Genomic DNA, 20,242 nt, shown 5'->3' with positions numbered 1-20,242 from the left:
GACGTGCACGTCATCGCCACCGCCGGCCACGTCGACCACGGCAAGTCGACCCTCGTACGCGCGCTGACCGGCATGGAGCCCGACCGCTGGGAGGAGGAGCGCCGCCGCGGCCTCACCCTCGACCTGGGCTTCGTGTGGACCTCCCTGCCCGGCGCCGGACAGGTCGCCTTCGTCGACGTGCCCGGCCACGAGAAACTGGTCGGCAACATGCTGGCCGGAGTCGGGCCGGTGCCCGCCGTCCTGATCGCCGTCGCCGCCGACCAGGGCTGGCAGCCGCAGTCCGAGGAGCACCTCGCCGTCCTGGACGCGCTGCGGGTGCGGCACGGCGTACTCGCCGTCACCCGCGCCGATCTCGCCGACCCCGGCCCGGTCCGCGACGACGCGCTCGCCAGGATCGCCGAGACCTCACTGGGCAAGGTCGAGGCCGTGCCCGTCAGCGCCGTCACCGGCGCGGGACTGGACGAGCTGCGCGCCGCCCTGGTCCGGCTGACCGCCGCGCTGCCCGAGCCCGACCGGGCCGCCGACGTACGCCTGTGGGTGGACCGCTCCTTCACCGTGCGCGGCCGCGGCACCGTGGTGACCGGCACCCTCGCCGCGGGCACGATCCGCACCGGCGACCGCCTCGCCCTCGCCTCCGACGGCCGGGCGGTGGTCCGTGTACGCGGACTGCAGTCCCTCAAGGAGGACCGCGAGGAGGTGGGCGCGGCCGCCCGCGTCGCGGTCAACGTGCACGGCGCCGGGGCCGACGCGCTGCGGCGCGGCGAGGCCCTGCTCACCCCGGGCCGCTGGCTCGCCACCGGCCTGCTGGACGTACGGCTGCACGGCGACCCGGCGGCCGAACTGCCCCGGCACCTGGTGCTGCACGCCGGCTCCGCCGCCGTCCCCGCCGCCGTACGGCCGCTGGGGACGGAGACCGCCCGCCTGACCCTGGAGCGCCCGCTGCCGCTGCGGGTGGGCGACGCGGCGCTGCTGCGGGACCCCGGAAGGCACCGGATCCCCGCCGGGATCACCGTGCTCGACGTCCGCCCGCCCCGGCTGGAGCGGCGCGGCGCGGGGCGGGCCAGGGCCCGCGAGCTGGAGACGGCCACCGGCGCACCCGACGGCGCGGCCCAGGTGCGGCGCCGGGGGCTGGTACGGGGCGCCGAACTGCTGGCGATGGGGGTGCGCCCCCCGTACGGACCCGTCGCCGGGGACTGGCTCGCCGACCCCGGCCACTGGGCCGGACTGCGGCGCGCGCTGGTGCGGGCGGTGGAGGAGCACGCGGCCCGGCAGCCGATGGACCCGGGGCTGCCCGCCGAGGCCGCCCGCCGTGCCCTCGGCCTGCCCGAACGCGCCCTCGTCCGGGCCCTGGTGGACGCCGCGCCCCGGCCGCCCCTGGAGTACCGCGACGGCCGGATCTACGGCAGCGCCGCAAGCCCCCGGTTGCCGCCCCGGGTGCGCAAGGCGGTGGACGCCGTGCGCGCCGAGCTGGGCACCGCACCCTTCCGCGCCCCGGAGGCGCACCGGCTGGCGGAACTCGGCCTCACCCCCGACGCGGTCGCCGCCGCCGTCGCCGCGGGCGAGCTGCTCCGGGTCGGCGACGGGATCGTGCTGCTGCCGGGCGCCGACACCCGGGCCGCCGGACTGCTGGCCCGGCTGGAGCAGCCCTTCACCACCAGCGAGGCGCGCCGCGCCCTGGACACCACGCGCCGGGTCGTGATCCCCCTGCTGGAGCACCTGGACGCACGCGGTCTGACGGTCCGCCTGGACAACACCCGGCGGCGCTGCGGACCTCCGGCCGGCCGGGCGGCCGGCGCACCGGGCGGCTGACGCACCGGGCGGCGGCACCCGGTGCGCCGGCGGGAGAGGAGCGGAACGCACCGTCCCGCCGGCCGCACCGGCCCACTACGCTCCCTGCGCGAAGCATCAGTGCGAGGAGGGGGCTTGCCGATGTCCGACCACCAGCCCGACCACCAGCCCGGCGACCGGTCCGACCACCGGCCGGGCGACGCCATCGGCGGAAGAACCGGTACGCGTGCGCGCGGGCTCATCAACGACGGCGACCCCCGTGTCGTGGCGGTCGAACGGCAGCTGGGCCCGGAACTGGTCGAGCCGCTCCCCCCGGAGCGGCTGCGCTACCTCGCGGCCCTGGCCGTCGCGGTGTGCGACGAGCACGGCGACCGCGGCCGGTCCGCACGGCGCGGGGAGCGCACCGGGCTCGGGGAACGCACCCGTCCGGCCCACTCGGAGCGCAGCCGTGCCACCCGTGCGCTCGCGGGCGTCCTGGCGGGGGTGATCCTGCTCCTGCTGCTGGTCCTGGCCGTCTCGGTGGTCGCCGCGGTGGCAGCCGCCGTCCTCGCCCTGTGGCGGGCCGTGCTGTGAACCCGGGCCGCGGCTGCCCCGAACGGGCCCGGGAAGTGGTGGGAGGACAGGGCAGGGGCGAGGCTGGGGAGGGCGATCCGACCCCGGAGAGGTGATCCTCATGCCCATGCCCCCGATCGACCGCGGCGACCTGGGACTGCTCGTCCTCAGAGCGGGCACGGGCGGTGTCCTGTTCGCGCACGGCACCCAGAAGCTCTTCGGCTGGTTCGGCGGGCACGGCCTGGAGGGCACCCGGGAGGCGATGGAGTACATGGGCTTCACTCCCGGCAGGACCAGCGCGCTCGCCGCCGGACTGGCCGAGGCCGGCGGCGGCGTGCTGCTGGCCCTGGGCCTGGCCACGCCGGCCGCGGGAGCGGCGGTCGCGGGGACCATGACGGGTGCGGTGTCGGTCCACGCCCCGGCGGGCTTCTTCGTCACCGAGGGCGGCTACGAGTACCCGGCCTTCCTGGGGTTCGTCGCCACCTGCCTGAGCGTCACCGGCCCGGGGCGCCACTCGCTGGATCACGCGCTGGGCCACCGCCTCAACCGCCCCTGGGTGATGGCGGCCGCCTTCGCGGCGAGCACCGCGGCGGCCGCCGTCGTCCTGCGCCGCCGGGCGGGCGCGCTCGGCAGCGGACCGGAGCAGGCGACGCCTCCCGGCGCCGGCGCCCTGCCGGACTGACGGCGCCGCAGCCGCTCCCGGGCGGGCGTCCGGCACAGGACACGGAGAGCCGGTGTCAGTGGCATGGGGGATGCCCGGTGTCCGTACCGCCGGGAGGGAAGCCCTTCCGATGGCGAGCCATGTGGGCGGCCGCCGCCGTACGCCCGGCTCGCCGGGCAGGGCGTTCCCCGGGGCGGAGATCGTCGACGTGACCTCCCGGCGAAGGAGCCGTGGGTGCGGCTGAGCCCCTTCTTCCCGCACGGCGGCATACCGGCGCCCTTCGCGGACGGCCTGACGGGCCGGTCGGTGGAGGGCGTCTGGCAGGCGCTCGAGGTCTTCCGCGACACCGACGCCGACCTGCCGAGGCTCGGCATCGCGACGATGCGCGGGCTGAAGCGGACGGTGCGGCGGTACGGGCCGGTGCAGGGGCACCGCACGGGTCCGTCGGGGGAGCCGGCTGCTCCGGCCGTCCCGCTCCCCCACGCGGCACTTCCGCGCTCCTACATCGGGGGACGCCGGCCGAGCGAGGAGGAACCACCGGGCGAGGAGGCGGGGCCGACCGCTGGACCGGAACCGGGGGAGAGCACACGGACGCGGTGAGCGGCGGCGGGCCGCCGGCCCGGTGGGCGGCCGGCGGAGGCGGATGGGAATCGAACCCACCTGCCCGAGATCCTCGGGCACCTCGGTTTTGAAGACCGGGAGGGCCACCAGGCACCCTTACGCCTCCGTGCCGCCGGGGCACTCGTGCCCTGACGTGGATCATCCAAACGCCGGGGCCCGGAGGGAGTCAATCTCCTCCTCCGGCGTTTCGGCCGGTGGCGGCGGGGCAGTCGGTGCCGCGACGCCCGGCACGGGCCGGTGAGAGGGGACCGCGATGTACACCCGGAACGAGACGGACGGCCACCGGGACAGCGGTGCGGCGGACGCGCCCGTACGGCTGACCCGGTACGCGCACGGCGGCGGCTGCGCCTGCAAGATCCCGCCCGGCGAACTCGAGGACGCCGTGGCCGGGCTGACGGGGATCCGGCCCGCGGCCGAGCCCGCCGGCGAACTGCTGGTCGGGCTGGACACCGGCGACGACGCGGCCGCCGTACGCCTGCCCGGGCCGGAGGGCGGGCCCGCCGTCGTCGCCACCGCCGACTTCTTCACCCCCGTGGTGGACGACCCCTACCACTGGGGGCGCATCGCCGCCGCCAACGCGCTGTCGGACGTGTACGCCATGGGCGGCCGTCCCCTGGTGGCGGTCAACCTGCTGGGCTGGCCGCGCGGGAAGCTGCCGTTCGAGCTGGCGCGGGAGGTGCTCAGAGGCGGGCTGGAGGTCGCCGGGCAGGCGGGATGCCACGTCGGCGGCGGTCACAGCGTCGACGACGTCGAGCCCAAGTACGGCATGGCCGTCACCGGGATCGCCGACCCGGACAGGCTGCTGCGCAACGACACCGGGCGGCCGGGGGTGCCGCTGTCGCTGACCAAGCCGCTGGGCCTGGGCGTGCTCAACAACCGGCACAAGGCCACCGGCGAGTTCTTCGTGCACGCGGTGGAGACCATGGCGGCCCTCAACCGGGACGCCGCGGAGGCGGCCCTGGCGGCGGGAGCGCGGTGCGCCACGGACGTCACCGGTTTCGGGCTGCTGGGCCACCTGTACAAGATGGCGCGTGCCTCGGGGGTGACCGCCGTGGTGGACTCATCGGCCGTCCCCTACCTGGACGGAGCACGGGAGGCGGTCCGCGACGGCTACGTCAGCGGCGGCACCCGCCGCAACCTCGACTGGGTCGCCCCGCACACCGACTTCGGCTCCGCGGACGAGCACACCCGGCTGCTGCTGGCCGACGCCCAGACCTCCGGCGGTCTGCTGGTGGCGGGGGAGGTCCCCGGTGCGCCCGTGATCGGCGAGCTGACCGCGGCCGGCGAGCACGCGCTGGTGATCCGCTGACGGGAAGCCGCCGAAGCACGGCCGGACCGGGCGCGGGCGGCACGCAGCGCACGTGCCGCCCGCGCCCGTGGCGGGCCGTCACATGTCCCGGCCCGTGTGCTCGGTGATCCCCGACCGCACCCGGTACTCGCGCACCAGGTCCAGGAGCTCCGGCCCGCGCGGCCGCCGACCCGGCCGGATGTCGCACGCCAGCGCCTTGGTCTCCTGGATGTGCACGTTCGGGTCCAGCGACACGTGGAGCAGCTCGTTGGCCGAGTCCCCGCGCGAGTAGCCGTTGGAGCCCCAGTGGTAGGGGAGTCCGACCTGGTGCAGGGTCCGGCCCTGCACGGTGATCGGCGACATCCGGTCGGTCACCATCACCCGGGCCTCGATCGCGGCACGGGCGCTGACCACCGTGGCCCAGCCCATGTGCTCCAGTCCCCGTTCGGCCGCCAGTTCCGGCGAGACCTCGCAGAAGAACTCCGGCTGGAGTTCGGACAGGTACGGCTGCCACCGCGACATGCCGCCCGCGGTGTGGTGCTCGGTGAGCCGGTAGGTGGTCGCCACGTACGGGAACACCTCCGAGCCCGGCTCCGCGCCGCTGGGCTGGTACCGGTTGACCGGGTGCGGCTTCCCCAGCACCCTGACCGGGTTGCGCTGCTGGCGGTAGAGCGGGTTGGTGAACGGCGTCTCCTGCGGTTCGTAGTGCGCCGGCAGCGGTCCGTCGAGCAGGCCGGTCGGCACGTACAGCCAGGCCTTGCCGTCGGCCTGCATGACGAAGGCGTCGGTGCCCGACAGGGCGTCAGGACCCTCGGCGCTTTCGGCCGGCACGTGGTCCGGGCGCCGCTTCTTCGGGAAGTCCGGGACGTCGTGCCCGGTCCACTGCCCCTTCTCCTCGTCCCACCACACCAGCGCCTTGCGCTCGCTCCACGGCCTGCCGCCGGGGTCCGCCGACGCCCGGTTGTAGAGGATCCGGCGGTTGGCGGGCCAGGCCCAGCCCCACTCCGGGGCCACCCAGTTCTGCTGCTCTCCCGGTTTGCGGCGCGCCGCCTGGTTGACGCCGTCGGCGTAGACGCCGCAGTAGATCCAGCAGCCGCACGCCGTCGAGCCGTCGCCCTTGAGCTGGGTGTAGGAGGACAGCGGCCCGCCCTCGGCGTCGAAGCCGTTGATCTCGGCGAGGACGGCCTCGGCCTCCGGTTCGGCGCTGTCGCCGTGGACCGGGTAGTCCCAGGTCAGGTCCAGCACCGGACGGTCCCTCTCGTCGGTGGAACCGGCCAGCTTCTTCCGGATGATCCGCCCGAGGTGGTACATGAACCACAGGTCGCTGCGCGCGTCCCCGGACGGCTCCACCGCCTTGTGGCGCCACTGGAGCATGCGCTGTGTGTTGGTGAAGCTGCCGTCCTTCTCGGTGTGCGAGGCCGCCGGCAGGAAGAACACCTCGGTGCGGATGTCCTCGGTGCGCAACTCGCCCGACTCGATCTCGGGGCCGTCCTTCCACCAGGTGGCGCTCTCGATCAGGGAGAGGTCACGCACCACCAGCCAGTCCAGGTTCGCCATGCCCAGGCGCTGCATCCGGCCGTTGGCGGAGCCGACCGAGGGGTTCTCGCCCATCAGGAAGTAGCCCTTGCAGACCCCGTCCATCTGGTTCTGCACGGTGGTGTAGGTGTCGTGCGAGCCGGTCAGGCGCGGCAGGTAGTCGAAGCAGAAGTCGTTCTCCTCCGTGGCGGCCTCTCCCCAGTACGCCTTGAGCAGGCTCACCAGGTAGTCGCGCATGTTGCCCCAGTAGCCCCGCTTGCCCGCCTCGGCGTCGACGAACGTGTCGAGGTCGGTGCCGGTGTGGGCGTGCGGCATGGGGATGTAGCCGGGCAGCAGGTTGAACAGCGTCGGGATGTCGGTCGATCCCTGGATCGAGGCGTGCCCGCGCAGGGCGAGGATTCCGCCGCCCGGGCGCCCGATGTTGCCCAGCAGGGTCTGGAGGATCGCCGCGGTCCGGATGTACTGCACGCCGACCGTGTGCTGGGTCCAGCCGACGGCGTAGGCGAGCGCCGTGGTGCGGTCCCGGCCGGAGTTCTCGGTGATCAGCTCGCAGACCTCCAGGAACGTGTCGCGCGGTACGCCGCAGACCTCCTCGACCAGCTCCGGCGTGTACCGGGCGAAGTGCCGTTTGAGTACCTGGAAGACGCAGCGCGGGTCGCTGAGCGTCTCGTCCCGCCGGGGCTTCCCCCTGCCCAGGTCGGCGCCGCCGGAGCCGTGGGACTCGCCGCGGGCCTCCCCGGAGAGCTCGTCGACGCTCTCGTCGGAGGACGCCTCGTGCTCTCCGCCGGTGTCCGGGTAGCTCTGCTCACGGTGACCCGAGGCCGCCTGCGCCTGCATCCCCTCGTACTGCCAGGTGCTCGCGTCGTACGTGCGGTGCTCCGCGTTCAGCCCGGAGAAGACGCCGTCGAGGTCCTCGGTGTCGCGGAAGTCCTCGCGCAGGATCACCGGCGCGTTGGTGTACGCCAGCAGGTAGTCGCGGAAGTACTTCTCCTCGCTCAGGACGTGGTTGACGATCGCGCCGAGGAACGCGATGTCACTGCCCGCGCGCAGCGGCACGTGCACGTCGGCCAGCGCGCTGGTGCGGGTGAACCGCGGATCGACGTGGATCACCTTCGCGCCCCGGGCCTTGGCCTCCATCACCCACTGGAACCCGACCGGGTGGCACTCGGCCATGTTCGAGCCCTGGATGACGATGCAGTCCGAGTTCTGCAGGTCCTGCTGGAAGGTGGTCGCGCCGCCGCGGCCGAACGAGGTCCCCAGACTGGGGACCGTGGAGGAGTGTCAAATGCGTGCCTGGTTCTCGATCTGCACGGCGCCCAGCGCCGTGAACAGCTTCTTGATCAGGTAGTTCTCCTCGTTGTCGAGCGTGGCGCCGCCCAGGCTCGCGAAGCCCATCGTGCGCCGCACCCGCCTGCCGCCGTGCTCCTCCTCCCAGCCCGACCGGCGCGACTCGATCACCCGGTCGGCGATCATGTCCATCGCCGTGTCCAGGTCCAGCCGCTCCCACTCGGTGCCGTGCGGGCGCCGGTACAGGACGTGCTGGGCGCGGGCGGAGCCGGTGGTCAGCTGGAGGCTGGCCGCGCCCTTGGGGCACAGGCGTCCCCGCGAGACCGGTGAGTCGGGGTCGCCCTCGATCTGGGTGACCTTCCCGCCCTCGACGTAGACGTTCTGACCGCAGCCGACCGCGCAGTAGGGGCAGACGGACTTCACCACCCTGTCGGCGGTCTCCACCCGCGGTGTCAGGTTCGCGGTGTACTCGCTCCGGGCCGCGGCACCGCGGCCCAGCGGATCGTCACCGGTGAGCTGCCGGTAGACCGGCCAGGAGTTGATCCAGGTTCGGATGCCCACGACTGCCGTCCTCGCTGAACTCGTGCCACTGGTCCTGGGAGCGACCGCCCGTGCCGCCCCCCGCCGGGGGCGGCACGGACCACCCTGTCACCGGTTTTCCGGGGTACCCGGGGCCGCGCCCGCCAAACCGGCCGAACCGGCGTTCACACCACCGGTCCACCGTCCTCGCCGCCCCCGCCGTCCGTTCCGCCGGTACCGCCCGATCCGCCGCCGGAAGTCTCGCGGCGGCGCTCCCGGGACCGGGCCCGCAGCCGTTCGCGCTGGGGCAGGACCGTGTACTTGGGATCCTCCGCGGAGGCCACGCCCGCCGTGAAGACGCCGAACCGCAGGGCCGCCGAACCGGCCAGCAGGGCCGCGCCCGAGAGGGCCGCGGCCGTCCGGCTGCGCCGCCCGGCCAGCAGCCCGGCGGCCGCACCGGCCGCGGTGAGGGCCTTCGAGACGCGCATCAGGGCGCCGGGCCTGCCCCGCTCCAGCGGCTCGGCGGCCAGGCCCATACGGCGGGTCATCACGGCGGTGGCGCCCAGTTCGAGCGCGGCCCCGAAGACGGCGGCGCGGCGAGCCGGGCCGGCCTGCTCCACGGGAGCGGCGAGCATGCCCAGCCCGGCCGCCGCGGCGACCCCCGAACCGGTGAAGGCGAACGGCAGTTCGCGGTAGCCCTCGTGCCACGACGGCACGGCCGTGTCGGCGATCAGCACGGCCGTGTAGGAGGCGACGGCCGGGCCCAGCACCGCCGCGCCGGCGGTGGCCGCGGCACCGGAGCGCCGGAAGAGGCCGGTCACCTCGGTGACGGCGGACACCCCGGCGAGCGGGCCGTAGGCGGCCAGGAGCCAGGAACCCATGCTCATGGGCGAGGTGGGCTTGGCGACCCGCAGCATGTTGTAGAAGCGCCCGGGACGGCCCAGATCGTGGATCAGCGCCACCGTGGAGGCGGAGATGGCCCCCAGCGCCCCGATCTTCGCCGACCTGGCCAGGGCGCGGCGCCCGGTGGCGTGCGCCCCGGCGGCCAGCAGCGAGGAGCCCCCGGCCAGCCCGCCCAGGAAGAGGTAGCCCGCGATGTCGAGGGTCTTCCAGGTCGGCCGGTTGAGGATCGGCAGGCCGTAGTACGAGGTGAACTCGGCCTCGGGCACGACCGGCCGCTCCCCGCGCCCGCGCCTGCGGCGGTGCCGGCCGCCGCCCTGGCCGATCGCGGCCGTCCGGCCGGGGCGCTCGCCGTCGGTCTCCGCGCCTCCGGGGCCCTCGGGGGCGTTCGGTCCGCCGGCCCCGGCCTCCGGCACATTCGGCTCCGGGGCGCTCACCGGCGCCTCCCCGCGAAGCAGGCGGCCACCCCGGCGGCCATCGCCGCCGCCGCCACCGCCGCGTGCCGCCACATCGACGGCAGGTCACGGGTGGTCACCACCGGGTCGGGCGGCAGGCCGTAGGTCTCCGGTTCGTCCAGCAGCAGGAAGAAGGCGCCGTCGCCGCCGACGCCGTCGTCGGGGTCCTCGCCGTACAGCCGGGCGTCGGGCACGCCGGCGGCGTGCAGTTGCGCGACCCGGGCGGCGGCCCGCTCCCGCAGCTCGTCCAGCGGGCCGAACTGGATGGAGTCGGTGGGGCACGCCTTGGCGCAGGCCGGCTCCATCCCCGCGCCCAGCCGGTCGTAGCACAGGGTGCACTTCCAGGCGCGGCCGTCGCCCTCGCGCTGGTCGATCACCCCGTAGGGGCAGGCCGGGACGCAGTAGCCGCAGCCGTTGCAGATGTCCTCCTGGACGACGACGGTGCCGAACTCGGTGCGGAACAGCGAGCCCGTGGGGCACACGTCCAGGCAGGCCGCGTGGGTGCAGTGCTTGCACACGTCCGAGGCCATCAGCCAGCGCAGTTCGGCGCGCCCGTCGGGTGCGAGCGGGGAGATCTCGCCGGCGGGGGCGCCCGGCTCGGCCCCCGCCGGGGCGCCCGGATCGGGGACCGTGGCGCCCAGGCGCCCCGCGGCGGCGAAGACGTCGAAGTCGCCCATGCCCTCCGTGCCGCCGGCACCGCCCACGGGGCCGTGCGCCACACCGGGCTCCTGGCTCCCCAGTGGTTTGCGCTGCTCGATGAAGGCCACATGCCTCCAGGTGGAGGCGCTCAGCCCCTGGGAGTTGTCGTAGGACATGCCGGTCAGCTCCAGGCCGTCCTCGGGCACGGCGTTCCACTCCTTGCACGCCACCTCGCACGCCTTGCATCCGATGCAGATCGAGGTGTCGGTGAAGAAGCCCACACGCTGCGGGTGGTCGCGGTGGCCCGCGGCACCCGCCACGTCCGGCTGCGCGCCGTGGAGCAGGCCCCCCGTGGTGGACGGCCCGGTGTCCCCGGTCTGTGCGGCGGTGTCGGTCATGGGGCCGCTGTCTCCCTTCCGGTGCACCCGTCGGCGGCTGTGCTGTCCACGGGTCCCCGGAAGACGGCCGGGCGAAACGGGACCGTCCGTTCCTCCGCCCGGAGAAGGAGGCCGCGGGCCGGGCACCCCGACCCCGGGGGGACGCGCGAATGGGCCTCGGCGCGGATGCCCGGGCGCCGGCGGGGTGATGGGGTGGGGAGCGTGCACAGTCATACGTCCCGCCCGGCCCCGGCCGGCCGGAGACCGGAGGTCTGCGCCGCGCTCGGCCCGGGGCCGGCGGCGGCGCTGTCGAGCGCGCGCCGCCGTGCCGGGCGGGCCGGAGACCGGCATGTCGACACCGCCCATCTGCTGCACGGCCTGGTCGAGTCGGACCAGGCCGTACGCGAGGCCCTGGGCGGTACGGCGCGCCTGACGCGGGTCCTCGGCTATCTGGCGCAGCGCAGCATCGGCTACGGGCTGCGCTGGCAGCGGGCGGTGGAGGGCGCGGCGGGTGAGGCCGGGGCCGAGCCGGCCGCCGCCCCGGGCGGTGCCCCCGGCTGCTCCCCGGCCGCGGCGGCGGCCCTGGAGGGCGCGCTCCGGCGGGCGCGGGCGCGGGGCGGCGTACGGGTGGAGGGCACGGACCTGCTGGACGCGCTGCTGGCCGATCCATGCTGCCGGGCGGTGGAGGTGCTGCGCCGCGCGGGTGCCGTCCCCGGCCCCGCCCCTGTCTCCGCGGCCTCCGCCTGTGCACCCGCCTGTGCCTCCGCCTCCGATCCCGTGGGAGCGGCTGCGCGGATCGCCGGGGTGCGCCCCCTGCGGATCTGTCAGGGACGCAGCCGCTGACACTCCTGTCGGGTACTGCCATGATGGGCCGGTGCATGCCCCGACATCCCCGTCCGCTCCTTCGAGGACGAGCACCGGCCTCACCCTCGCCCTCGTCTCCGCCGTCGCCTTCGGCGGCTCCGGTCCGGCGGCCAAGCCGCTGATCAACGCCGGCCTCGACCCCCTGCACGTCACCTGGCTCAGAGTCGCGGGCGCCGCCGTGGTGCTGCTGCCGCTGGCCTGGCGCCACCGGGACCTGCTGCGGCGGCGCCCGGCGCTGCTGGCCGGGTTCGGGCTGCTGGCCGTCGCGGGCGTGCAGGCGTGCTACTTCGCGGCCATCTCCCGCATCCCGGTGGGAGTCGCCCTGCTGGTGGAGTACCTCGCGCCCGCGCTGGTACTGGGCTGGGTGCGCTTCGTCCAGCGCCGCCCGGTGAGCCGGGCGGCGGGCGCCGGGGTGGTGCTCGCGGTCGGCGGCCTGGCGTGCGTGGTGGAGATCTGGGCCGGGCTCGGCTTCGACGTCTGGGGGCTGCTGCTGGCGCTGGGAGCCGCCTGCTGCCAGGTCGGGTACTTCGTCCTGTCCGACCACGGGACCGGCGACTCGGGGAAGGGCGGGGCGCCCGACCCCCTGGGGGTCATCGCCTACGGGCTGCTCGTCGGCGCGCTGGTGCTCACCGCCGTCGCCCGGCCCTGGCGGATGGAGTGGTCGGTGCTGGGCGGGCGGGCCGAACTGGCGGGCGTCTGGTCGTCCGGCGCCGGCGTCCAGGTGCCCGCGGCCGTACTGCTGGGCTGGATCGTGCTGGTGGCCACCGTGGCCGCCTATCTGACCGGGGTGGTGTCGGTGCGCAGGCTCTCGCCGCAGGTGGCGGGGGTGGTGGCCTGTCTGGAGGCGGTGGTGGCCACCGTGCTGGCCTGGGTGCTGCTGGACGAGCGGCTGTCGGCGGTCCAGCTGTTCGGCGGTGCGGTGGTGCTGGCGGGCGCGTTCATCGCGCAGCGCGCCACTCCCGCGGCGCCGTCCGCCGCACCGGTCGCGGAGGGCGGCGCGGCCCCGGCCGCGCGGCGGACGGCGGAGGGGGCCGCCGACGGGGCCCCGGGTGAGGGAGGGCACGCGGGGGAGCGGTTGTCGCGGGACGTGCCCGCACCGTAGGGTGCGGGCATGCATTCGACCGTGCTGCCCCCGCCCGCCGTCTAGGGCGGGCCGCCGAGGAGTACCGCGCCGGGGCGTCAGCGCCGCCGCGCAGGTCATCGCTGCCCGCGTACGGGACCACATGACAGCTTCCCGACGTACGCGGAGAACTCACACGTGTCGAAACCCACTTCTGCTCTGTCCGCCGCCGTGCCCACCGGCGGAAGCGGTGATTCCGCAAACGGTTCCGCGCCCGCCGACGGCCTGTCCGTCGGGCGCGGACTGCTCTACCTGACCGTCGCCGGAGTCGCCTGGGGCACCGCCGGAGCCGCGGCCGCCCTGCTGTACCGCGCCAGCGACCTGGGGCCGATCGCCCTGTCCTTCTGGCGCTACGTCGGTGGGATCGCCCTGCTGCTGGCGTTCCTCCCCCTGCGCCGCACCGCCCGCACCGGCCGCTCCGGTCGCGCGGCTCCGGTCGCGCCCGAGCCGCGGCGCCGCCGGGTGGGGCGGATCGTGGCCACCGGGCTGGGCCTGACGCTCTTCCAGACCGCCTACTTCGCCGCGGTCCAGGCCACCGGACTCGCCGTCGGCACGGTCGTCACCCTCGGCGCCGGTCCCGTGCTGATCGCGCTCGGCGCCCGGCTGACGATGGGCGAGCGGCTGGGGCGCGGCGGTCTGGCGGCCGTGGCCGGCGCGCTGGCCGGCCTGACGGTGCTGTGCCTGGGGGGCGACGCGGCGACGGTGCGGCCGCTGGGCGTCGGCCTCGCGCTGCTGTCCGCCTCCGGCTACGCCGCCATCACCCTGCTGACCCGGTGGATGGGCCGCAACGGTGGGGGCGGCGACCCGTACTCCACCACCACCTGGGCGTTCGGCGTCGGCGCGGTGTGCCTGCTGCCGCTGGGGCTGGCCGAGGGGCTGCTGCCGCACACCGCGGAGGACCCGCTGCGGGTGCTGCTCCTGCTGGCGTACACCGCCGCCGTGCCCACGGCGCTGGCGTACGCGCTGTACTTCGCGGGGGCGGCGGTCGTACGGTCGGCGACCGCCTCGGTGATCATGCTCATCGAGCCGGTGAGCGCGGCCGTGATCGCCGTCGTGCTGCTGGGCGAGCGGCTGACCGCGGCGACCGTCGTGGGCACCGCGCTGCTGCTCGCCGCCGTGACGGGGCTGGCGATCGCCGAGGCGCGGCTGGCCACCGGTGCGCGCCGCACGGCGGCCGCGGGCGCGGGCGTCGGGGGGACCGGAGGCGTCGGGGGCGGAGCCGGGGCGTGAGAGCGGGAGCGTGAAAGACGGGGCGGGCGCGGACGGTCCCTCCGCCCGCGCCCGCCCGCCGGCCCGTTCCCCGGCCTGTCCGTCAGAGCGCGGTGAGCGCGGTGAGGTAGCCGGGCACGGCGGCGCCCGGAGCCATGTCCTCGGCCGGCACGGGAGCGCCGTAGGCCCTCCGCACCGGCACCACACCGCTCCAGTGGGGGAGGGAGAGGTCCTCCGGCTCGTCGTTCGGGCCGCCGGTGCGGACCTTCGCCGAGACCTCCTCGAGATCCAGGGCTATGACGGCGGTGGCGGCCAGTTCCCGCGCGTCCGCCGGACGCGAGTCGGCCGAGCGCCCGGGGACGGCCTGGTCGACGATGGCGTCGAGGGCGGTGGCCCGCTCGGCCGGGTCCTGCACCGGGTGCGCGGTGCCGTGCACCACCACCGAGCGGTAGTTGACCGAGTGGTGGAAGGCGGAGCGGGCCAGCACCAGCCCGTCCAGATGCGTCACCGTCAGGCAGACGGGCAGCCCCGCCTCGGAGGAGCCCGCCGCCCGCAGCGGCCGGGAACCGGTGGAACCGTGGACGTACAGGCGCTCGCCGACCCGGGCGTAGAGCGTCGGCAGGACGACCGGTGCGCCGTCGCGGACGAAGCCGAGGTGGCACAGGCAGCCGTCGTCGAGGATCGCGTGCACCAGGTCGCGGTCGTACGCCGCGCGCTTGCGGCCACGGGTGGGAACGGTGCGCTCGGTCGGGGCGTACGCGCCCCCGGGGGCGGTGGTGGACATGGTTCTCGACTCCCTCTGATGCGTTGGCGGCCGGGCTCGCCGACTTGCTCCCTCTTATTGCACTAGTGCATACTGTGCTTTGTGCTAGGAGGATATCGGATCGAAGGGCGGCGCGCCGCCGAAATCGCCGCCAGCGTGGAGCAAGGGGTCGGCTCGGGGGAGTTGGAGCCGGGGCGGTCGCTGCCCCCCATGCGGGAACTGGCGGCGGAGTTGGGCGTGAACCCCAACACGGTCGCCGCCGCCTACCGCACCCTGCGCGAGCGCGGGGTGATCGAGACGGCCGGACGGCGCGGCAGCCGGGTGCGCCCGCGCCCGGCCACCACCGCCCGCGAGGCGATCGGCGTCGAGGCGCCCGAGGGTGCGCGCGACATCTCCACGGGCAACCCGGACCCGGCGCTCCTGCCCTCGCTGGACGCCGCGCTCGCCGCCGCCGCACGGCGCCACGAGCGGCACCCGACGCTCTACGGCGCCCCGGGGCTCACCGACGACCTGGTCCGGCTGGCGCGGACGGCCTTCGACGCGGACACGGTGCCACCGGGCCCCGTCGCCGCCGCCTCCGGATCGCTGGACGCCATCGAACGGGTGCTGGCGGCCCATCTGAAACCCGGCGACGCGGTCGCCGTGGAGGACCCCGGATGGGGGAGCCTGCTGGACCTCGTCCCGGCGCTGGGCCTGCGGACGCTCCCGGTGGCCCTGGACGACGACGGCCCGCTGCCTCAGGCGGTCGAACGGGCGCTGCGGCAGGGCGCGCGGGCCCTGGTCGTCACCGACCGGGCCCAGAACCCGACCGGCGCCGCGGTCTCCGCGCCGCGCGCCCGCGAACTGCGCCGCGTCCTGGCCGGACACCCCCGGGTGCTGCTGATCGAGGACGACCACGGACACGGCATCGTCGATCTGCCCCTGCATCCGCTGGCGGGCGAGGGCGGCCCGACCGACCACTGGGCGCTGGTGCGCTCCACCGCCAAGGCGTACGGTCCCGACCTGCGGCTGGCCGTGCTGACCGGCGACGCCGTCACCGTCGACCGGGTGCGCGGACGGCAGCGGCTGGGGCCCGGCTGGGTCAGCCATCTGCTCCAGCACACCGTCACCGCCCTGTGGGAGAGCCGGGCGATCGACCCCGCCGAGGTGGCCGGCTCCTACGGACGCCGCCGCACCGCGCTGATCGAGGCGCTGGCCGCGCGCGGTGTGGAGGCGCACGGACGCAGCGGGATGAACGTGTGGGTGCCGGTGCCCGACGAGACCGGCGCGGTCGCCCGGCTGCTGCGGGCCGGCTGGGCCGTCGCCCCCGGGGCCCGCTTCCGGATCGACTCACCGCCCGGAGTCCGGCTGACCGTCTCGGCCCTGTCCGAGGACGAGGCCGGGCCGGTCGCCGACGCGGTGGCGGCGGCGATCCGGCCCGGCGAGGCGCGGCGGTACGGTTGAACCGTACCGCCTGTCACGGCCGCGCGCTCCGCGTCCGGCTCTGTGTGAGGGCGGCGCCGACGAGCACGATCAGCGCGCCGACTGGGGTGCTCCAGGCCAGGTGCTCGTCCAGCAGCGCCACTCCGGCGGCCGTGGCGATCACGGGGATGAAGTACGTCACCAAAGTGGCCGTGGTCGGCCCCACCTCCGCCACCAGCCCGTACTGCAGCAGGAAGGCGACCCCGGTGCCCAGCGCGCCCAGCGCCGCGACCGCCAGCAGCGGACCGACGGGGAACGAGGCCGGGAAGGAGGTGAACAAAGGCGTGACCAGCGCCAGTTGGAGAGTGCCGAGCAGAAGCTGGGAGCCGGCCATCGCCACGTTGGAACCCTCGGCGCCCGACAGCGTACGGCGCACGTACACCCAGCCGACCGCGTAGCTGAGCGCGGCGAGCAGCGCCATGGCCGTGCCGACGGGATCCTGCCCGCCGAAGCCCTGCCAGGCGCCGAGCACGGTCAGGACGCCCGCGAAACCGATGCCGAGCCCGGCGACCCGGCGCCTGGTGGGCCGGTCGTCGGAGAGGGCGACCAGGGAGAGCAGCATGCCCCACAGCGGGGTGGTGGCGTTGCAGATGCCCGCCAGGGTGGAGGAGATGGTCAGCTCTGCGTAGGAGAAGAGGGTGAACGGCAGGGCGTTCAGCAGGAACGCCGCGACCGCCAGATGCCCCCAGGTGCGCAGGCCCCGCGGCAGCCGTTCGCGCCGCGCCAGCAGCACCGCGCCCAGGACGGCCGTGCCGAACACCAGGCGTCCGAGGGTGACCTGGAGCGGGGCGAAGCCGTGGGTGCCGACCTTGATCAGCAGGAAGCTGAAGCCCCAGATCAGGCTGAGGGCGGCGAAGCGGACGCGCCAGTCGACCGAGGCCGGGCGACGGGCTGCCGAAGGGGCCGGGACGGTCGGGGCGGTCGGGACGGCGGGCGGACCCGTGGGACCGGAGGGGTCGGGAACCGGCACGGCACCGACGCGGGCGGAGGCGGACATGCGTCAACGATCGCGCCTTCAACGATTAAGGGCAAGCGAGAAATCCTGGAGTGAACCCCTTAGCATCGCTTACATGTTGAATCTGGACCGGCTGCGCATCCTCCACGCCGTCGCCCGCCACGGCTCGGTGAGCGGCGCTGCCGAGGGACTGCACGTCACCACCTCGGCCGTCTCCCAGCAGATGGCCAAACTGGAGCGCGAGACCGGTCAGCAGCTGCTCGCCAGGAACGGCCGCGGCGTCCGGCTCACCGACGCCGGCCGCCTGCTCGCCGAGCACGCCCGGCGCGTCCTGTCCCAACTCGAGCTCGCCGAGGCCGAACTGGAGGCGCACCGCGGCCGGGCCGTCGGCGAACTGCTGCTCGGCGCCTTCCCCACCGCCGCCCGGGGGCTGTTCCCCGCCGCCCTGGCCGCACTGCGCGCCGACCACCCCCGGCTACGGGCCCGGATGCGCGAGATGGAGCCCGAGGAGTCGGTGCGTGCACTGGTGCGCGGGGACATCGACCTCGCGGTCGTCCTGGACTGGCACAACCGCCCCCTGTCCCTGCCCGGCGGGCTGGCCAAGGAGCCGCTCCTGGACGACCCGGCCGATGTGGCGATGCCCGCCGGCCACCCCCGCGCCGGAGCCGAGTCGGTGGAGCTGGCGGACTTCGCGGACGACGAGTGGATCTCCTGGCCCGGAGGCGAGTTCTGCCACGACTGGCTGCTGTTCACCCTGCGCGGCCAGGGCATCGAGCCCAGGCTGTGCCACACGGCCGGGGAGCACCACACCCAGCTCGCCCTGGTCGGCGCCGGGCTCGGGGTCGCCGTCGCCCCCCGCCTCGGCCGCGGACCGCTGCCGGAGGGGGTGGCCGTCGCCCCCGTCCGGCATCCGATGAAGCGGCACGTCTACGCGGTCTGGCGGGAGGACGCCGACCGCAGGCCGTCCATCCGGGCGGCGGTGGAGGCGCTGCGTACGGCCGCGGACGGCATCGGCGCCTGACGCGGGGCCGCCCGCTCAGGCGTCCTCCCGGAACCGCCGTCCGGGCCCGGACGCGGATCCGAACCCGAGCGCGTCGCGCAGGAAGCCGAGCTCGAAACCGAGCAGCCGTTCGGCGGTCGTCCCGTCGCCGCCGCCGTGCCCCGCGCCGGACAGCGGCAGCACCGAGTGCTCGCGCCCTGCGGCCAGCAGCGCCGCGGACAGCCGCAACGTGTGCGCGAAGGCCACGTTGTCGTCGGTGGTGCCGTGCACCAGCAGCAGCGGGCGGCGCAGCCGGTGGGCGTCGCGCAGCAGCGAGGAGCGATCGTAGTTCTCCGGCTCCCGATCCGGATGGCCCAGGTAGCGCTCCTTCCAGTGCGTGTCGTACAGCCGCTGGTCGGTGGGGGCCGCTCCGGCGACCGCGGCGTGGAAGACCTCCGGACGGCGCAGCACGGCCGCGGCGGCGAGGGTGCCCCCGAAGGACCAGCCGCGGATCGCCACCCGGCCCGGGTCCAGGTACGGACGCTCGGCCACCGCCGCGCGCAGGGCGTCGATCTGGTCCTCCAGCACGGGGGTGAGCTGGTCGCCGCGGACCTCCTTCTCCCACGCCGGCCCCCGCCCCGGGGTGCCGCGCCCGTCGGTGACCAGTACGGCGAAGCCCTGCTCGGCGAACCACTGGGCCACGCACGCCCACCACGTCCGGGCTCGCACCACCAGCCGCATCCCCGGCCCGGAGTAGGGGCTGAGCAGGACGGGCAGTGGGCGGGCGTCCGGCGCCCGCGGGTCGTACCCCGAGGGCAGGAACAGCGCGCTGCGCAGCCGCCGGTCGCCGTGCACGAGGAAGAGGGGACGGGGTGTCACGACGGGCTCCTCGGCCAGGGAGGCGATCCCTCCCACCACCGTCCCGCCGCGCCGGACGGTGACCGTGTGCCCGTCCGGGGCCAGGCTGTCGAGTACCAGGGTGCCGCCGGCCGCGGCGGCCGAGTGCACCCCGGGCCCGTCGCTGACGCGGCGGCAGTCCGACCCCGGCCCCACGGCCCACACATGCTCCCCGGCCGGGTCCTCGCACCCGGTGAACAGCACCTCCTCGCCCTCCGTGCCCAGCACTCCGGTGACCTGGAGACCCGCCGGGGTGAGGGTGTCGCCGACGCGCAGCCGCCGGGTGCCGGCCGACTCCTCGGCCCTCACCAGCAGACCCGATCCGGTGCGGCACGGCGCGCCCGGCACCAGCTCCACCCAGTGCCGGTCGCGCTGCTCGTGCAGGACGTGGGTGGCGCCCGTGGCCGGATCGACCGCCAGGACCCGCAGCACGCGCTGGTCGCGGCTCTGCACGGTGACCAGCGGGCCGTGGGCGTCCCAGTCGGCGGCCACCACGTACTCGAAGGCCGCGCGGTCCCAGACGACCTCGGTGCGGCCGCCGTCGAGGGAGAGCAGATGCAGGGAGACGTCGGCGTTGGGCGTGCCCGCGGCCGGATAGGCCATGGGACGCGGCGGGAGTTCGGGACGCGCCGGGTCGCAGACCCACCGCCTCCGCACCGCCGAGGTGTCCACCCGGGCCGCCAGCAGGGCCCGGCCGTCGGGCGCCCACCAGTGGCCGCGCAGCCGCCCCATCGACTCGGCCGACACATGGTCGGTCAGCCCGTACGTCACCTGAGGGCCCTCGGGGGCGGCCAGACACCGGTCGCCGCCGTCGCCGAAGCCGACGACGTGCAGCGCGCCGCCGGTGACGTAGGCGATCAGTTCCCCGTCCGGGGAGGGCCGGGGATCCACCACGGGGCCGGCCGCCGGCACCGGGAACGGCGCGCCGCCGCCGGTGTCCACCGCCCACAGCGCGCCGCCGAGCGCGTACACCGCGCGCCGCAGCTCCCTGTCGGCCGCGTACGCCACCACGCCCGTGGACCGCTCGCGGGCCCGTTCGCGCCGCGTCCGCTCCTCGGGCGGGACCGGGCGCGCGCCGTCGTCCGCGCCGTGCGGGGCGGCCAGCAACCGCTCCTCGCCGTCCTCCCACGACCACAGCCGCCCGACGGGGTCGTCCCCGCCCCCGGTGCGGACGAACAGCACCCGCGCACCGTCCGGCGACACCGCGGGCTGCCGGGGGACGCCGAGCGAGAAGCGGCGGGTGCGGGCGAACTGCCGCGGGAAGCCGGAGGCGTTCACGGGGGAACTCCTTAGTACGGGTGACCGGGAGGAGTGCGGACGCCCCGGCAAACGGGAGTGCTCGCGGGGAGGGACGGAGACGGGGAGGGCCCG

At 75.7% G+C, this 20,242-nt stretch carries 16 protein-coding genes and 1 tRNA gene; 10 read left to right on the top strand and 7 right to left on the bottom strand.

Annotated features, from left to right (window positions below; genetic code table 11):
- Nucleotides 1-3: 3 nt before the first annotated feature.
- The 4 genes from selB to BMY40_RS12115 all read left to right on the top strand — a co-directional run bounded on the left by selB (nucleotide 4) and on the right by BMY40_RS12115 (nucleotide 3,601).
- Nucleotides 4-1,809, top strand: coding sequence for a selenocysteine-specific translation elongation factor (gene selB, locus BMY40_RS12130; RefSeq protein ID WP_093658640.1), 1,806 nt, complete (start codon nucleotides 4-6; stop codon nucleotides 1,807-1,809).
- Between the two features lie 120 nt (nucleotides 1,810-1,929).
- Nucleotides 1,930-2,361 carry a hypothetical protein gene (locus BMY40_RS12125; RefSeq protein ID WP_093658515.1) on the top strand — a complete coding sequence of 144 codons (432 nt, stop codon included), beginning with the start codon at nucleotides 1,930-1,932 and terminating at the stop codon, nucleotides 2,359-2,361.
- 106 nt (nucleotides 2,362-2,467) lie between these two features.
- Nucleotides 2,468-3,022: a DoxX family protein gene (locus BMY40_RS12120; RefSeq protein ID WP_093658638.1), complete on the top strand. Its 555-nt coding sequence runs from the start codon at nucleotides 2,468-2,470 to the stop codon at nucleotides 3,020-3,022.
- 213 nt (nucleotides 3,023-3,235) lie between these two features.
- Nucleotides 3,236-3,601 carry a DUF6939 family protein gene (locus BMY40_RS12115; protein ID WP_218158270.1) on the top strand — a complete coding sequence of 122 codons (366 nt, stop codon included), beginning with the start codon at nucleotides 3,236-3,238 and terminating at the stop codon, nucleotides 3,599-3,601.
- A gap of 34 nt (nucleotides 3,602-3,635) precedes the next feature.
- Here the strand turns inward: BMY40_RS12115 and BMY40_RS12110 are convergent.
- Nucleotides 3,636-3,728, bottom strand: a tRNA-Sec gene (locus BMY40_RS12110).
- Nucleotides 3,729-3,875: 147 nt separating this feature from the next.
- Here BMY40_RS12110 and selD point away from each other — a divergent pair.
- Nucleotides 3,876-4,931: a selenide, water dikinase SelD gene (selD, locus tag BMY40_RS12105; protein ID WP_093658513.1), complete on the top strand. Its 1,056-nt coding sequence runs from the start codon at nucleotides 3,876-3,878 to the stop codon at nucleotides 4,929-4,931.
- A gap of 78 nt (nucleotides 4,932-5,009) precedes the next feature.
- On the opposite strand, the gene fdh is transcribed toward selD, so the two are convergent.
- The 3 genes from fdh to BMY40_RS12085 all read right to left on the bottom strand — a co-directional run bounded on the left by fdh (nucleotide 5,010) and on the right by BMY40_RS12085 (nucleotide 10,644).
- Nucleotides 5,010-8,294 (bottom strand): formate dehydrogenase, encoded by a 3,285-nt coding sequence (gene fdh / locus BMY40_RS12100; protein ID WP_245770029.1) that lies wholly within the window; start codon nucleotides 8,292-8,294, stop codon nucleotides 5,010-5,012.
- Between the two features lie 143 nt (nucleotides 8,295-8,437).
- A complete protein-coding gene (gene nrfD / locus BMY40_RS12090; protein WP_093658636.1) occupies nucleotides 8,438-9,478 on the bottom strand; it encodes an NrfD/PsrC family molybdoenzyme membrane anchor subunit in 1,041 nt (346 codons plus the stop codon).
- 107 nt (nucleotides 9,479-9,585) lie between these two features.
- On the bottom strand, nucleotides 9,586-10,644 hold the full coding sequence (locus tag BMY40_RS12085) for a 4Fe-4S dicluster domain-containing protein (RefSeq protein WP_093658507.1): 1,059 nt from the start codon (nucleotides 10,642-10,644) through the stop codon (nucleotides 9,586-9,588).
- 201 nt (nucleotides 10,645-10,845) lie between these two features.
- On the opposite strand from BMY40_RS12085, the gene BMY40_RS12080 reads away from it, so the two are divergent.
- The 3 genes from BMY40_RS12080 (at nucleotide 10,846) to BMY40_RS12070 (ending at nucleotide 13,837) form a co-directional block, all read left to right on the top strand.
- Nucleotides 10,846-11,466, top strand: coding sequence for a hypothetical protein (locus BMY40_RS12080; protein WP_093658505.1), 621 nt, complete (start codon nucleotides 10,846-10,848; stop codon nucleotides 11,464-11,466).
- Nucleotides 11,467-11,497: 31 nt separating this feature from the next.
- Nucleotides 11,498-12,589, top strand: a complete 1,092-nt coding sequence (locus tag BMY40_RS12075; protein ID WP_093658503.1) for an EamA family transporter — start codon at nucleotides 11,498-11,500, stop codon at nucleotides 12,587-12,589.
- A 189-nt stretch (nucleotides 12,590-12,778) separates the two neighbouring features.
- Nucleotides 12,779-13,837 (top strand): DMT family transporter, encoded by a 1,059-nt coding sequence (locus BMY40_RS12070; protein WP_093658501.1) that lies wholly within the window; start codon nucleotides 12,779-12,781, stop codon nucleotides 13,835-13,837.
- A gap of 82 nt (nucleotides 13,838-13,919) precedes the next feature.
- Here BMY40_RS12070 and BMY40_RS12065 read toward each other — a convergent pair whose 3' ends face one another.
- Nucleotides 13,920-14,600, bottom strand: a complete 681-nt coding sequence (locus tag BMY40_RS12065) for a pyridoxamine 5'-phosphate oxidase family protein (protein ID WP_093658499.1) — start codon at nucleotides 14,598-14,600, stop codon at nucleotides 13,920-13,922.
- A gap of 81 nt (nucleotides 14,601-14,681) precedes the next feature.
- Between BMY40_RS12065 and BMY40_RS12060 the strand changes: the two genes are divergently transcribed.
- Entirely contained in the window at nucleotides 14,682-16,022 is a 1,341-nt protein-coding gene (locus BMY40_RS12060) for an aminotransferase class I/II-fold pyridoxal phosphate-dependent enzyme (protein WP_093658497.1), read from the top strand.
- 13 nt (nucleotides 16,023-16,035) lie between these two features.
- Here BMY40_RS12060 and BMY40_RS12055 read toward each other — a convergent pair whose 3' ends face one another.
- Entirely contained in the window at nucleotides 16,036-17,037 is a 1,002-nt protein-coding gene (locus BMY40_RS12055; RefSeq protein WP_093658495.1) for a DMT family transporter, read from the bottom strand.
- Nucleotides 17,038-17,110: 73 nt separating this feature from the next.
- Here BMY40_RS12055 and BMY40_RS12050 point away from each other — a divergent pair, with 73 nt between their 5' ends.
- On the top strand, nucleotides 17,111-18,016 hold the full coding sequence (locus BMY40_RS12050; protein ID WP_093658493.1) for a LysR family transcriptional regulator: 906 nt from the start codon (nucleotides 17,111-17,113) through the stop codon (nucleotides 18,014-18,016).
- Nucleotides 18,017-18,031: 15 nt separating this feature from the next.
- Here the strand turns inward: BMY40_RS12050 and BMY40_RS12045 are convergent, their stop codons facing one another.
- Complete coding sequence (locus BMY40_RS12045; protein WP_093658491.1) at nucleotides 18,032-20,149, bottom strand: prolyl oligopeptidase family serine peptidase; 2,118 nt, start codon at nucleotides 20,147-20,149, stop codon at nucleotides 18,032-18,034.
- Nucleotides 20,150-20,242: the final 93 nt, after the last annotated feature.

The organism is Streptomyces radiopugnans (genome assembly GCF_900110735.1).
GTDB classification, from domain to species: domain Bacteria; phylum Actinomycetota; class Actinomycetes; order Streptomycetales; family Streptomycetaceae; genus Streptomyces; species Streptomyces radiopugnans.
This window is presented reverse-complemented; position numbering and strand designations above follow the sequence as displayed.